Genomic DNA, 14,119 nt, shown 5'->3' with positions numbered 1-14,119 from the left:
ATGGGCTGGTTAAATTACAGGCACAAAAAAGCCGCTGAAATCAGCGGCTTAATTAGAATTCTTGGCGGAGGGGGAGGGATTCGAACCCTCGAAGCCTTGCGGCTTACACACTTTCCAGGCGTGCTCCTTCGACCACTCGGACACCCCTCCGCGTTTTTGCTCTGTTTAAAGGCTAAACCTTTCGCAACAGAACGGCGCATATACTATTGGCTAAGCCTCGAAATAGCAAGCCTTTTCAGGCCAATAAGCCCTTAGGCTGGCAACACAACGTAGCTGCCGCTGGCTTCCAGGCAGAGCGTCTCGCCACAATAGAGCTGATGGGTTAACGCAATGCGTCCTTTACCGCGTTCAGCGAGCTTGCTGGCAAGTTGCTCCGGCCCATTTAGCTCTGTTGGCTTACACACTAGGCGGTAATCGTCGGTTACTGGCGCAAGAAAGCGCTGACTGGCTTCTGCAACCACCACATCCCTTGCCAGCCCTTTTTCACGTAACCATAGCGTTACCCAGCACCAGCCTTGCAGCGTGGTTTGCGCCGAGAGCGCACCGCCAAAGCCTGTGCCTTTATCGTTTAGGTTGGGCTCAAGTGCCAACTGCCACGTGAGCGAATCGCGGTGGCGCGTCATCTCGCTAATACCTAACGCGCTCACCATGGGAATGGCGTCACTCAGCCACTGCTGGAAAGCGACCAAGTCGTCTGGCTGGCCTTCTGGCAACGGCAAACGTGGGTGGGGTACACCTGGTTGACGGGATACGCTCATGGTTAGTCCCAACGCTCTACAAAGTCAGCAACGTTATGCTGCGCCACCGGTTTATGACGACCCCCCAGGGTACCCAGGTAGATAAAGGCGACGACTTCGTCATCTTCATCCAGGCTTAGCCCTTTGCGTACCACCGGATCAAACGCGTACTTTCCACTGCGCCACATAGCCCCCAGGCCGAGTGCGTGAGCGGCTAGGAGAATGCCATGGGCGGCACAGCCAGCGGATATCACCTGCTCCATTTTGGGCACTTTTTCGAGCTCAGGCGTGACCTTGGCAATCACGGCGATAATCATCGGTGCACGAAGCGGCTTTTTGCGCGCCGAGTTGAGCGTATCGTCGTCGGCGCTAGGATTTTCCTGGAACTCCGCCTCAGCAAATAGTTCGCCCAGGCGCTCACGCCCTTCCCCACTGAACTCTATAAAGCGCCAAGGGCGCAGCTCTTTATGGTCAGGCGCCCGCAACGCAGCTTGATATATATCGCTTAGCTGTTCGCTGCTAGGCGCTGGCTCAATCAGCTTGCCCATCGAGCTGCGTTCGTGAAGTAGCGTGAGTGCGTCCATTAATAACTCCAAATCCAATTGGTGGGCTACTTAGATTCTGTCTGAAAACTGGCTTCGCTCGACCATACGGCGTTAAAAATCGGCTCAAAGTACTCATTTACACCACGTAAACTCCGTCTTTTCGCCGATTTTTGCCTTGTCTGGCCTTCGCTCGCCGACTTTTCAGACAAAACCTAGTACCGCCATTGATGGCATCGTCATTTATAACACTGCCGCTTACTGCCTTGCTAGGCGCAGCGGCGTGGGCGGCGTTAGACCAGGCGTTGCGCGCCAGGGGCTTATGTCCAATCCACCGCGACGCACGTAACGCGCTAGCACCAGCAGTTGCGTTGGTTTCGCATGGGTCATTAGGTCGGTGAAGATGTGTTCAACGCAGTGTTCGTGAAAATCCTGATGCTGACGAAACCCAATCAGGTAACGCAGTAACCCTTCGCGATCGATTTTGGGCCCCTGATAGCGAATCAACACACTTCCCCAATCTGGCTGGCCGGTAACGGGGCAGTTAGATTTCAGCAGGTGCGAGTAGAGTGTCTCCTCGACGACCGCTTCCCCTACCGTTAGATGGTCACTGCTGGGTGTGTAATCGCTTACTGCAATATCTAAATCGTCCAAGCATTCGCCCGGTAAGGGGCGTGCTGAAAGCTCAGGCGCATCCACATCAAATAACTCGACACTCACCGCAGCACCTGCCGCAACCGCGAGGTCATTGGCAAGCGTTTCCATCACTTCCTGACGACTATAGAAACGGGTTTGATTGAAGCTATTGAGGTATAGCTTCCAGGATTTAGACTCAATCAGATGGGGCGAGCTTGCGGGTAATCGAAAGCGTGCCACGGCGACAATGGGCTTGCCGCGGCTATTCAGCCAGGAGACTTCAAAGGCGTGCCACTCGTCCTCGCCCTCAAACGGCAGCGCGCCTTCTTCAATCCCCAGTGGCGCCCGGTTGGCTGCGCGAGGGATCGGATATAACAGCCCCGCGTCATACTGCTCAGGGTAAGCAGAATCGCGCCCTAACGGCGCGTGCTCTAACGTGTCTGGGCGATGTGCCATGTAATAAAAGCTCTCTTCTCAATCGGATTGATGCGTTTAGCTGCGAATACCTTTACCGCGCTCCAACATCGCAAGCGCAATGCTAAACAGCACAATGATAAAGGCAAAAATAGCAGCGAGCGCCCAGCCAACGGGAATATCCGACACGCCTAAGAAGCCGTAACGGAAAACGTTAACCATGTACAAAATCGGATTGAGCATGGAAACGCCCTGCCAGAAATCGGGCAACATCGAGATAGAGTAAAACACCCCACCCAGATAGGTCAGCGGCGTGAGAATAAACGTCGGCACGATAGAAATATCGTCGAATTTATTGGCCAGTAGCGCGTTAATAAAGCCGCCAATAGAGAATAGCGCTGAGGTAAGCACGACAACAAGCACGGTGAGCAGAGGATGCTCCATGGTTAAGCGGGTAAAGAACAGCGACACCACGGTCACAATCAACCCAACGCCAAGGCCACGCGCCATGCCGCCTAAGATAAAGCCAGCCAGTATCACCCAGTTGGGCATGGGCGATACCATCATCTCTTCAATCGAACGCTGAAACTTGTTCGAGAAGAAACTCGACGCTACGTTGGAGTAACTGTTGGTAATCACCGACATCATGATCAGCCCCGGGACGATGAAATCCATGTAGCTGAAGCCGCCCATGTCACCAATCCGCGAACCGATGAGATTACCGAAGATGATGAAGTACATCGCCATGGTGATCGAAGGTGGCAGCAGCGTTTGCGGCCATATGCGGGTGAAGCGTTTGATCTCTTTGAGCACCAGCGTCCATAGAGCGATCAATGTTTGCGTAGCGTTCATACGCGCTCCTCCGTCTTCTCGACGCGCGGGTCTATCGCCCCTTGACCACTGCCTTCCACCATCGACACAAACATCTCCTCTAGGCGGTTGGCCCGGTTGCGCATGGATACCACTTCGATGCCCTGCTCACTCAACGCTTTGAACACATCGTTCAAACGCTGACCACGATGGACTAATAGCGAAAGCTGGGTAGGCTCTAGCTGGTGCAACTCAAAACCTTCGATGTTGGGCACTTCTGCGACTGGCTCAGCCAAGTCGATCAGGAAAGTCTCGGTATCAAGCTCGGCCAGTAGCTCCCGCACGCTGGTATTGCGCACAATGTCGCCATTATTGATGATCGCGACATTGCGACAGAGGCTCTCGGCCTCTTCCAAGTAGTGCGTTGTCAGAATGATGGTGGTGCCTTCATCCTGGTTAATCCGCCGCATGTACTCCCACATGCTACGCCGCAGCTCGATATCCACGCCTGCGGTTGGTTCATCGAGAATCAGCAGTTTGGGGCGATGCATCAACGCCCGAGCGATCATCAGGCGGCGCTTCATACCACCGGAGAGCATGCGCGCGTTGCCGTTGCGCTTTTCCCATAGGCCAAGGTCGGTCAGCAGCTGTTTAGCGCGAGGCAAGGCTTCGCGACTGGTCATGCCGTAATAGCCCGCTTGGGCCAGCACGATATCGAGCACTTTTTCGAACTGGTTGAAGTTGAACTCTTGCGGCACGACACCCAGCTGGTACTTGGCTTTGGCGAAATCTTTATCGACATCAATGCCAAATATGGTGACCTTTCCCGCCGTCTTTTGCACCAGCGAGCAGACCACACCTAACGTGGTGGATTTACCGGCGCCATTGGGGCCCAACAAAGCAAAAAAATCGCCCTGTTGGACGTCGAGATCAATACCTTTGAGTGCCTGAAAGCCGTTGCCATACACTTTGGTAAGGCCACGGATCGACAATGCCGGTTCGGCCATGAACATGTCCTGTCAGCAAAATAAGAAGAGAAGGTGAAACATTAGGGCGCAAACGACTTTTTTCAAGTCGGGCAATCGAGGCGAGCGCCAGACATGCAAAAAATGACGCCCAGCAAGTAGCTGATGCATCATAAAAAATAATAATAAGAGTAAACATAGGAGCGCTTGGAGCGGGAAAGGAGATTCGATGGGGCGGCCTTCCGCCGGGCTGGCGTTCCAGCTTCCGACCCTCGCCTACCGTCCTGTCACTGTTTACATGGAGCGGGAAAGGAGATTCGAACTCCCGACCCTCGCCTTGGCAAGGCGATGCTCTACCACTGAGCTATTCCCGCAACGCAAAAACGACGTATAACGCTAGATGGCGTCCCATAGGGGGTTCGAACCCCTGTTACCGCCGTGAAAGGGCGGTGTCCTAGGCCACTAGACGAATGGGACTAAATCAAAACTGGAGTGGGAAAGGAGATTCGACCGGGCTGGCGTTCCAGCTCCCGACCTCGCCTGACTAACCACACACCTAAACTGGAGCGGGAAAGGAGATTCGAACTCCCGACCCTCGCCTTGGCAAGGCGATGCTCTACCACTGAGCTATTCCCGCTTATAGAACACTTGCTTAGCTTTTTGCCTAAGCTTTTTACCTAACCTACCGGAAGTGGCGTCCCATAGGGGGTTCGAACCCCTGTTACCGCCGTGAAAGGGCGGTGTCCTAGACCACTAGACGAATGGGACACTGTAAGTACTTCAATTACATGGAGCGGGAAAGTAGATTCGACCGGGCTGGCGTTCCAGCTCCCGACCTCGCCTGACTTACCACACACCTAATTGGAGCGGGAAAGGAGATTCGAACTCCCGACCCTCGCCTTGGCAAGGCGATGCTCTACCACTGAGCTATTCCCGCATTCCGATAACCCTGACGACCGCTTACTCTAGCTCTAGAAAGAAAAAGAATAAGTGGCGTCCCATAGGGGGTTCGAACCCCTGTTACCGCCGTGAAAGGGCGGTGTCCTAGACCACTAGACGAATGGGACGTTGCAATGCCTCGTCGAGGTGGCGCGTATGTTACTCAGACCTTATTGAGCTGTCAAGCTCTCTCCCCTTCACCAACCTAATTGGCTAGCTTTCAATTACCTACAAGCAAAGCGTGGGGTTACGACACAGCCATGCACGTTGAAAGTGCTCAGCGTGATATTTCGGCGTCATAACGGTGCAAACGCTTATTTTTCTTAGTGTTACTCTTCTCTCGACCTCCTACAAAATCGTTAAAAATCTTTTATTTATAATAAAATCGATTTTTATGGCACGCCCCTTGCTACCTCATTGTGTTCCCTTGCTGACTACTTCCCAATTAATGAGGTGTGCTATGTCCTTATCCCGCCGCAAGTTTCTCACCACGGCAGCCGTCTCCTCCACTGCTGGTCTGGTACTGGGTGCGCCGTCTATCGCTCGCGCTCAGTCAGCAGAAAGCTTTAACTGGCGCATGACCAATGCCTACAGCCCCGGTTCGCCCTTCTACGTGGAAGGCCCAGGCAGCCCTACTGATGTGATCGCCAAAATCAACGCCATGTCCGGCGGACGCCTCAATATTCAGCACTTCTCTTCCGGCGAGCTGATTCCAGCCTTTGAAGGTTTCGAAGCCGTTCAAAGCGGCACCATCGAAATGAATGCCGCCAATAGCTACTTCTGGTCCGGCACCACCTTTGCCGCCCAGTACTTCACTACCGTGCCGTTTGGTATGAGCTTTATGGGCCATATGGCGTGGCTTTACCACGGCGGCGGTTTGGAGCTTTGGCACGAAGTGTATGAGCCCTACGGCATGGTGGCCTTCCCGCTGAACAATACCGGCGTGCAGATGACCGGCTGGTTCCGCGAGCCCATTGAAGACATTAGTCAGCTAAACGGCCTGCGTATGCGCGTTCCTGGCTTGGCGGGGCAGGTGTACTCCTCGCTTGGTGTGGATGCCCGTGTACTGCCCGGTGGCGAAATATTCCCAGCGCTGGAGCGTGGCGTGATTGACGCGGCTGAATTCGTTGGCCCTTTCCAAGACCGTCGCATGGGGCTGCATAACGCTGCCAAGTTCTACCACACCACTGGCTGGCACGAACCCTCCACCACAGGCGAACTACTGATCTCGAAAACCCACTGGGATAGCCTGCCGGAAGATCTGCAGATGATCGTTAAAACCGCCTGTATGGCAGCCTGTTTGGAGAGCGTCACTTGGTCCGAAGCCGTGAACGGTGAAGCCATGACCGACCTGGTCGAGAACGAAGGCGTTACTGCCAGCATGCTCCCCACCCCCGTTGTCGATGCGCTGCGCGAAGCCACTCAGGATACTCTGGCGACAGAGGCCAACGCTGACCCACTAGTACGCAAAGTGCACGATAGCTACATGGCGTTTAAAGCCAACCACGACCGCTGGGCAGGTGCCAGTGAGCGTGCCTGGTTAAACGACATTATCGGAGTCTGATATGCGCGCCGTGGCATTTTTTGTCCACGGAGTTGAGGCGGTGGTTCGGCTATTTGGCTGGATCGCCGCCTGGACCTGCGTGGTACTCGTCGGTTTGGTCGCTGGCGATGTGTTGATGCGCTATGTGTTTAGCGTGGGTGCGGTATGGCTCCAGGAGCTGCAGTGGCACCTGATCTCACCTATCGCACTGTTTGGCATGTCGTATCTACTGCTGATGGGTGAGCAAGTTCGCGTGGACGTCTTCTACGAACGCTTCCCCGCGAGTCTGCAGCGAGTAATTGAGGTGATCGGCGGGCTATTACTGCTAGTCATGGGGCTGTATATCGCCTGGTTGACGCTGCCCTGGATAGCCCAGTCGTTCGGCCGCGGCGAAGCATCGCCTAACCCAGGCGGTCTTCCCCTTCGCTGGCTTCTCAAATCGCTCATTCCATTCGGTTTTGTCCTTCTCGCGCTGCAAGGGTTGGCCCACGCGCTGCGTCAGGCGTTTGCCCTGCCCACACGAGGTGAATAACGCATGTCTCCAAATGAATGGCTAGCGATCGGCATGATCGTGGCTTTTTTCGTGTTTTTGCTGATTGGTATTCCGGTAGGTATCAGTATTGCGGCAACGGCTTTTTTCTTTGGTTATATTGGCTTTGGCCCGATGCTGTTTAACCTACTGCCATCCCGCATCTACGGAGTGGTGACCAACTACACTTTTATGGCCATACCGCTGTTTGTGTTTATGGGCGTGATGCTGGAGAAGTCGAAGCTGGCCGAAGAGCTGATCGATGTGATTGGCCATTTGTTCGGCGGCCTTTCCGGCGGCATGGGCGTGGCGATCATTTTAGTCGGCGTTTTGTTAGGCGCTGCCACGGGCATTGTCGGTGCCACGATTGTGACGCTGGGCCTGCTCACGCTGCCGACACTGCTACGCCGCGGCTACCCTAAAACGCTTGCGACCGGGATGATCTGCGCATCCGGCACCCTGGGTCAGATAATTCCGCCTAGTCTGGTGCTGATTCTGCTAGCCGAAATTTTGGGTGAATCGGTCGGTACGATGTTCGCCGCGGCCATGGTGCCAGGGCTAACCCTCGCGGCGGTTTATATTATTGCCATTTTGATAATCGCCAAACTCTACCCTCACCTAATGCCACCCATCCCTATTGAGGAGCGTAAAGCGATGGGACGGCGCCAACTGCTGGTGAAGGTAATCACCGTGGTGGGCCCGCCGGTAGGCTTGGTGTTTGCAGTATTGGGCTCGATTATTGGCGGTATTGCCGCGCCTACCGAGGCCGCTGCGATGGGGGCACTGGGGGCGCTAGTGTTTGTGGCCTGCTCGGGTCGGCTGTCCTTCACGCTGCTCAAGGAGGTCGCCAAGGCCACACTGGTGATTTCGGCGATGGTGTTCTTTATCTTGATCAGTGCGCAGGTATTTGGGCTGGCGTTCCGTGGCCTGGGGGGCGAGCATCTTGTGGCCCGCATGTTCGACTGGGTGCCCGGTGGCGAGCTAGGGGCACTGCTGTTCATGCTACTGCTGATGTTCGTGCTGGGCTTCTTCCTGGAGTGGATTGAGATCAGCTATATTGCCCTGCCGCTGTTTTTACCGTTCTTTGTCCAGATGGGCGTTGATATGGTGTGGTTGGGCATTCTAGTAGGGCTGGTGCTGCAAACCTCGTTTCTTACCCCGCCCTTTGGTTGGTCGCTGTTTTTCCTCAAGGGGGTGGCGCCTAAAGAGGTCACCACGCTGGATATTTACAAAGGGGCGCTGCCCTTTATCGGCCTCCAGTTTGTTGCCGTGGCGCTGGTATTTATCTTTCCCAGCATTGCTACCTGGTTGCCCAAAGCCATTGGCTGGTAACGACCTGCTTTAGCACTTACTTAATAACAAGGAATCAAAGATGCTTCATACTCAACGTAGTTACGGCGGCAGCTGCGTCGCTCCTCACCATCTAGCCGCTAGCGCCGGGCGAGATGTGCTTAAGCAGGGCGGCAACGCGGTGGAGGCCATGGTCGCTGCTGCTGCCGCTATTGCGGTCGTTTATCCGCATATGAACGCCCTGGGAGGTGATGGCTTTTGGTTGATTCATGAACCGGGCAAGGCGCCTATTGCCATCGACGCCTGCGGCCCGGCGGCAGGCTTGGCCAACGCGGATTTCTACGCCGGTGAATCGCACATACCTGAACGAGGCCCAAAGGCCGCCCTCACCATGGCGGGCACCATTGGCGGCTGGGATGAAGCGCTGAAGGTAGCGTCAACATGGGGTAAACAGCTTCCCCTCACCACGCTGCTGGCCGACGCTATTCACCATGCCGAAGCGGGCATTTCGGTCACACAAAGCCAGGAAGCCCTCACCGCCAAACACGTTGAGCGCCTTTCTCAAAGCCCTGGTTTTAGTGATTCCCTGCTGCTTAACGGCAAGGTGCCCCGGGAAGGTGAGCGGCTGCGCCAGCCACGTTTAGCGGCCACCCTCAAGCGTTTGGCGGAAGCCGGATTAGATGACTTCTACCGCGGTGAACTGGCCGCTAGCATGGCGAAAGACTTGGAAGCAGTGGGCAGCCCCCTGCGCTTGGCTGACTTTCACGCCTACCGCGCCCAGCGCGTCACGCCGCTGGAAGTCACCCTCCAGGATGCCACGCTGTATAACCTGCCAGCGCCGACCCAGGGTATGGCGTCGTTAATGATTTTAGGCATCTACGAGCGCTTGAAGGCCACCGAGCCCAACGGCTTTGATCACCTGCACGGGCTCATCGAAGCCACCAAGCGCGCTTTTATCCTACGCGACCAAAACGTGACTGACCCGGGCCGTGTACCCACACCGCTGCAGGCGTTACTCAGCGAGGCGAATATTGGTCGGGAAGCGGCTCAAATTGACCCACAACGCGCCCTGCCCTGGCCACACAAGCCAGCCCCAGGCGACACCATTTGGATGGGCACCGTCGATCGCGAAGGCCGTGCGGTAAGCTTTATTCAGAGTATCTATTGGGAGTTTGGCAGCGGCGTGGTGCTGCCAGAAAGCGGCGTGCTGTGGCAAAACCGCGGCATCAGCTTTTCGCTTAATCCCGACGACCTACGCGGCCTAGCCCCTGGCCGTAAGCCTTTCCATACCCTTAACCCGGCGCTGGCCAAGTTTACCGATGGCCGCACCATGGTTTACGGCACCATGGGTGGTGAAGGCCAGCCGCAAACCCAGGCGGCGGTATTTTCGCGCTATGCACTGCACGGCATGCCGCTTCAACAGTCGATCACGGCGCCTCGCTGGCTGTTGGGTCGTACCTGGGGTGAAACCAGCACTAACTTAAAACTCGAAGCGCGTTTTGACGATGCCCTTGTAACCGCCCTAGCGACGGCTGGCCACGATGTGGAAGTCCTGCCTGATGCCTTCAGCGACACCATGGGCCATGCGGGCGGCATCGTGCACCACCCGGATGGATTGATAGAGAGCGCCCATGACCCACGCAGTAACGGCGGCGCGGCCAGCGTGTAAACACACCATGGGCGTTTCATCCATGCTGAACTTGAGCAGGCGACTCGCTGTCACTCAGGAGAGTGTTAAGCTAGCCTGCTTAATAAGCCTCTGAAGAGTGGCAAACCAGAGGGAGAGGAGAACCCCATGGCGAAAATAGAAAAATCCCCCGACGAGTGGCAACAGCAGTTAACGCCAGAGCAGTACCGTGTGGCACGCGAGAAAGGCACTGAACGCCCGTTCACCGGGGATTATCAGGTACGCGACGCTCAGGGTATTTATCACTGCGTCTGCTGTAATGCGCCACTGTTTGAGAACGAGCACAAGTTTGACGCTGGCTGCGGCTGGCCAAGCTTTGATCGGCCGCTGGGTAGCCGCTGCGTTGAAGAGCATACGGATACCACTCACGGCATGCAGCGCACCGAGGTCGTCTGTTCTCACTGCGATGCACACCTGGGCCACGTGTTTCCTGATGGGCCACCCGATACCACCGGCTTGCGCTACTGCATCAACTCGGTGTCGTTGGAGTTTCACCCCGACGAGTAATCCTCGCTAAAAGGAAGCACAGCAAGGCGGGCGCCATCTGTTAGAATGGTCGCCCGCTTTTTTGTGCCTCTATTTTTTGTACTTTCAGGAGAGACCCATGCTCGGCTGGTTCCCCGGACATATGAACAAGGCCCGCCGCCAGATTAAGGAGGTGCTGCCTGAAATTGACGTCGTGATCGAGGTCCTCGACGCGCGTCTGCCCTACTCCAGCGCCAACCCGATGCTGGCCGAGCTAACCCGCCATAAGCCGGTGCTGAAAATTCTCTCCCGCGCCGATCTCGCCGACCCAGAGCGGACGGCCGAGTGGGTCGAATTTTTCGATGCCCAAGAGAACATGCGTGCCTTGGCGGTCACTACCACCAATACCCGGGAGCTGAAGAAAATCCCTAAGCTGTGTCATGAGCTGGCCGGTGCCGTGCGCGCCGACCGGGATGTGCGCGTGATGGTGATGGGTATACCGAATGTCGGGAAATCGACACTGATTAATGGCCTAGCCGGGCGAAAAATCGCCAAGACCGGCAACGAGCCAGCGGTGACCAAGCGCCAGCAAAAGGTGCGTATTGATGGACGTGTAGCCCTTACCGATACCCCAGGCGTGCTGTGGCCCAAAATCGAAGACCAGGCCAGCGCCTATCGCCTTGCCGCCACCGGCGCCATTCGCGATACCGCTATCGAATACACCGATGTGGCGATTGTCACTAGTGCAGAGCTTGCCAAGCGCTACCCCGAAGCGCTGACCGAGCGCTATAAGCTCAAAGCGCTGCCGCCTTACACCGCGCCGGACCTCCCCCACGATATTGATGCGGACGGTCCGAAGAAACCTGATTTTCTCGCTATTGCTGGCTTCGACGGTAACGCCATCTTAAAAGATATCGCTGCCCGCCGTGGCGGCCTGCGCCCCGGCGGCGCGGTTGATCTGCACCGCGGCGCCGAAGTACTGCTTCACGAACTTCGCGACGGCAAGCTGGGCAGGCTAACGCTTGAAACCCCTGCAGATATTCCGCCACCCCCGGTGCAAAACGACGAAGACAATCAAGGCCTTTCCGACGCATAATGAACCGAGCACTGCTAAGTCACCATTTGACCTAGTAAACACATAATGACGTTGGATACTTTTGGGCTTCTAGCTACTTTTGGACAAACACCTCATGGATACCCCGCAGTCGCACGAATCACAACCGCTAAAGAAATCTCATAAGCTGCACAATGTCTGCTACGACATTCGCGGCCCGGTACTCGACCACGCCAAGCGCTTGGAAGAGGAAGGCCAACGAATTCTCAAGCTGAATATCGGCAACCCCGCGCCCTTCGGCTTCGAGGCGCCGGAAGAGATTCTCCAGGATGTGATGCGTAACCTGCCCACTGCCCAGGGCTACTGCGACTCCAAAGGCCTCTATTCCGCCCGTAAAGCCATTATGCAGGAGTGCCAGCGCAAACAGATTCCCGGCGTGGGTATCGAAGATATCTTCATCGGCAACGGCGTCTCTGAGCTGATCGTGATGGCCATGCAGGCGCTGCTCAACGACGGCGATGAAGTATTGATTCCCGCGCCGGACTACCCGCTATGGACCGCGGCCGCTCACCTTTCCGGTGGCCACGCGGTGCACTACCTGTGCGACGAGCAGGCCGACTGGACACCTGACATGGCGGATATTCGCGCCAAGATCACCAGTCACACGCGTGCCATTGTGCTGATCAACCCCAATAACCCGACCGGCGCGGTGTATCCGCCCGCGGTGGTCAAAGAAGTATTGGCGATCGCCAAGCAGCACAACCTGGTGGTGTTCTCTGACGAGATCTACGACAAGATTCTGTACGACGGCGTCGAGCACACCGCCACTGGCGCGCTGGCGGATGATGACCAATTAGTCATCACCATGAACGGGCTCTCCAAAAGCTATCGCTGTGCGGGCTTTCGCTCAGGCTGGATGATTATCTCCGGCACCTTGGCCAAATTGAACGCTCAGGACTATATCCAGGGGCTGAATATGTTGGCTTCCATGCGTCTGTGCGCCAACGTGCCCGCCCAGCACGCGATTCAAACCGCGCTGGGGGGCTATCAGTCGATTAACGATTTAATCCTGCCCGGCGGGCGGCTGCTGGCCCAGCGAGACATCACGGTAGAAAAACTGAACGCGATCCCCGGCGTCTCCTGCGTGAAGCCTAAAGGCGCGCTCTACGCGTTTCCGCGCCTGGACCCGAAAGTTTTCAACATCAAAGACGATCAGCAGATGGTGCTTGATCTGCTGCTGCAGGAAAAAATATTGCTGGTACAAGGGACCGCCTTTAACTGGCCAGAGCCGGATCATGTGCGCATTGTGACCCTGCCCTGGGCAGACCAACTCGGTGATGCATTGGACCGTTTTGCCAACTTCCTATCCCGCTACCGGCAGTGAGCCTAGCTAGGTGAATATGCCGATTAAAACAGCTATTTGACGCAGCGTGACTTGAAACTGCCACGAACAGTACGTATTTAAGCAACTATTCTGTGACCATTTCACTGGCTGTGTATGAACCGGTTTCTAAACGTTGAGGGAGAACCTGCACCATGATGCGAATTCTGCTGTTTTTAGCGACCAATATAGCGGTCTTGCTGGTCGCCAGTATCACCTTGCGCTTGCTCGGTGTAGAAGGCTACCTGCGCGGCCAGGGCATCAACTTCACCAGCCTGCTGATCTTCTGCTTTGTGTTCGGCATGGCGGGTTCCATCATCTCGCTCTTCATTTCCAAATGGATGGCCAAGCGCAGCACCGGCACGGTGATCATCGAAACGCCCTCCAACTCGACCGAACGGTGGTTGCTGGACACGGTCGCGGAGCTCTCCCGTGAAGCGGGTATTAAAACCCCGGAAGTGGGCATCTTTCCGGCACAGCAATCCAACGCCTTTGCTACGGGCTGGAACAAGGACGATGCACTGGTGGCCGTCTCGGCAGGCTTGATGAATCGCATGCGACCGGAAGAAGTGCGGGCGGTACTGGCTCACGAAATTGGCCACGTTGCCAATGGCGACATGGTAACACTGGCGCTGATTCAAGGCGTGGTGAACACCTTTGTGATGTTCTTTGCCCGGGTAGTGGCACACTTGGTCGATAACTTCCTGCGCAGCCGTAGCGATGGTGAAGGCGGGCTCGGCTTTATGGGTTACTTCGCAGTAGTCATGGTCGCTGAGATTGTGTTCGGCATTTTGGCCTCGGCCATCGTCGCCTGGTTCTCGCGCTATCGCGAATACCGCGCCGACGAAGCGGGCGCGCGCTTGGCAGGCACCAATGCGATGGTCAGTGCGCTGGCACGCTTAAAAACCGAAACGGAAATGCCCGATCAAATGCCGGACACGCTACGCGCCATGGCCATCACCAAAGGCCAAACACGCTCGCTGGTGGAAAAGCTATTTGCCAGCCACCCGCCGCTGGATGAGCGCATCCGTGCGCTGAAAGAAGCCGCTTATCGTCAGTAATATTGTCCAGCAGCTCTAAACATTTAAGGCCCGCCTCTGCGGGCCTTATTGTTATTCGCCACCTGT

13 protein-coding genes and 7 tRNA genes are annotated in these 14,119 nt (G+C 56.1%); 8 read left to right on the top strand and 12 right to left on the bottom strand.

Features of this window, described 5'->3' with window-relative positions:
- Nucleotides 1-62: 62 nt before the first annotated feature.
- The 12 genes from Q3Y66_RS05940 to Q3Y66_RS05885 form a co-directional block, all read right to left on the bottom strand.
- A tRNA-Ser gene (locus Q3Y66_RS05940) sits at nt 63-150 on the bottom strand.
- A 101-nt stretch (nt 151-251) separates the two neighbouring features.
- The gene (locus tag Q3Y66_RS05935; RefSeq protein ID WP_008958514.1) at nt 252-758 is read right to left on the bottom strand and encodes a YiiD C-terminal domain-containing protein; all 507 of its coding nucleotides are present in this window, start codon (nt 756-758) and stop codon (nt 252-254) included.
- Nucleotides 759-760: 2 nt separating this feature from the next.
- Entirely contained in the window at nt 761-1,321 is a 561-nt protein-coding gene (locus Q3Y66_RS05930) for a nitroreductase family protein (protein WP_008958513.1), read from the bottom strand.
- A gap of 216 nt (nt 1,322-1,537) precedes the next feature.
- Nucleotides 1,538-2,371 carry an NADPH-dependent 7-cyano-7-deazaguanine reductase QueF gene (gene queF, locus Q3Y66_RS05925; RefSeq protein ID WP_008958512.1) on the bottom strand — a complete coding sequence of 278 codons (834 nt, stop codon included), beginning with the start codon at nt 2,369-2,371 and terminating at the stop codon, nt 1,538-1,540.
- A 36-nt stretch (nt 2,372-2,407) separates the two neighbouring features.
- Nucleotides 2,408-3,181: an ABC transporter permease gene (locus Q3Y66_RS05920; RefSeq protein WP_008958511.1), complete on the bottom strand. Its 774-nt coding sequence runs from the start codon at nt 3,179-3,181 to the stop codon at nt 2,408-2,410.
- Nucleotides 3,178-4,146 (bottom strand): ABC transporter ATP-binding protein, encoded by a 969-nt coding sequence (locus Q3Y66_RS05915; protein WP_008958510.1) that lies wholly within the window; start codon nt 4,144-4,146, stop codon nt 3,178-3,180. The genes Q3Y66_RS05920 and Q3Y66_RS05915 overlap by 4 nt, the downstream gene beginning before the upstream one ends.
- 257 nt (nt 4,147-4,403) lie before the next feature.
- A tRNA-Gly gene (locus tag Q3Y66_RS05910) sits at nt 4,404-4,478 on the bottom strand.
- Nucleotides 4,479-4,505: 27 nt separating this feature from the next.
- A tRNA-Glu gene (locus tag Q3Y66_RS05905) sits at nt 4,506-4,581 on the bottom strand.
- 85 nt (nt 4,582-4,666) lie between these two features.
- Nucleotides 4,667-4,741 (bottom strand) — tRNA-Gly (locus tag Q3Y66_RS05900).
- Nucleotides 4,742-4,796: 55 nt separating this feature from the next.
- Nucleotides 4,797-4,872, bottom strand: a tRNA-Glu gene (locus tag Q3Y66_RS05895).
- Nucleotides 4,873-4,966: 94 nt separating this feature from the next.
- Nucleotides 4,967-5,041: transfer RNA gene (locus tag Q3Y66_RS05890), tRNA-Gly, on the bottom strand.
- Between the two features lie 54 nt (nt 5,042-5,095).
- Nucleotides 5,096-5,171, bottom strand: a tRNA-Glu gene (locus Q3Y66_RS05885).
- A gap of 332 nt (nt 5,172-5,503) precedes the next feature.
- Here Q3Y66_RS05885 and Q3Y66_RS05880 point away from each other — a divergent pair.
- The 8 genes from Q3Y66_RS05880 (at nt 5,504) to htpX (ending at nt 14,053) form a co-directional block, all read left to right on the top strand.
- Complete coding sequence (locus Q3Y66_RS05880; protein WP_008958409.1) at nt 5,504-6,607, top strand: TRAP transporter substrate-binding protein; 1,104 nt, start codon at nt 5,504-5,506, stop codon at nt 6,605-6,607.
- Between the two features lies 1 nt (nt 6,608).
- Complete coding sequence (locus tag Q3Y66_RS05875) at nt 6,609-7,118, top strand: TRAP transporter small permease subunit (protein ID WP_008958410.1); 510 nt, start codon at nt 6,609-6,611, stop codon at nt 7,116-7,118.
- 3 nt (nt 7,119-7,121) lie between these two features.
- A complete protein-coding gene (locus tag Q3Y66_RS05870; protein ID WP_008958411.1) occupies nt 7,122-8,447 on the top strand; it encodes a TRAP transporter large permease subunit in 1,326 nt (441 codons plus the stop codon).
- Between the two features lie 40 nt (nt 8,448-8,487).
- Nucleotides 8,488-10,074 (top strand): gamma-glutamyltransferase family protein, encoded by a 1,587-nt coding sequence (locus tag Q3Y66_RS05865; protein ID WP_008958412.1) that lies wholly within the window; start codon nt 8,488-8,490, stop codon nt 10,072-10,074.
- A 126-nt stretch (nt 10,075-10,200) separates the two neighbouring features.
- Entirely contained in the window at nt 10,201-10,599 is a 399-nt protein-coding gene (gene msrB, locus Q3Y66_RS05860; RefSeq protein ID WP_008958413.1) for a peptide-methionine (R)-S-oxide reductase MsrB, read from the top strand.
- Nucleotides 10,600-10,696: 97 nt separating this feature from the next.
- Nucleotides 10,697-11,653 (top strand): ribosome biogenesis GTPase YlqF, encoded by a 957-nt coding sequence (gene ylqF, locus Q3Y66_RS05855; RefSeq protein ID WP_008958414.1) that lies wholly within the window; start codon nt 10,697-10,699, stop codon nt 11,651-11,653.
- A 94-nt stretch (nt 11,654-11,747) separates the two neighbouring features.
- Entirely contained in the window at nt 11,748-12,995 is a 1,248-nt protein-coding gene (locus tag Q3Y66_RS05850; RefSeq protein WP_008958415.1) for a pyridoxal phosphate-dependent aminotransferase, read from the top strand.
- A 152-nt stretch (nt 12,996-13,147) separates the two neighbouring features.
- Nucleotides 13,148-14,053, top strand: a complete 906-nt coding sequence (gene htpX / locus Q3Y66_RS05845; RefSeq protein WP_008958416.1) for a protease HtpX — start codon at nt 13,148-13,150, stop codon at nt 14,051-14,053.
- The last annotated feature ends 66 nt before the right edge of the window (nt 14,054-14,119 follow it).

The organism is Halomonas sp. HAL1 (assembly GCF_030544485.1).
GTDB lineage: Bacteria > Pseudomonadota > Gammaproteobacteria > Pseudomonadales > Halomonadaceae > Vreelandella > Vreelandella arctica.
The sequence above is the reverse complement of the archived record's forward strand: the minus strand, read 5'-3'. Positions and strand labels throughout refer to the sequence as shown.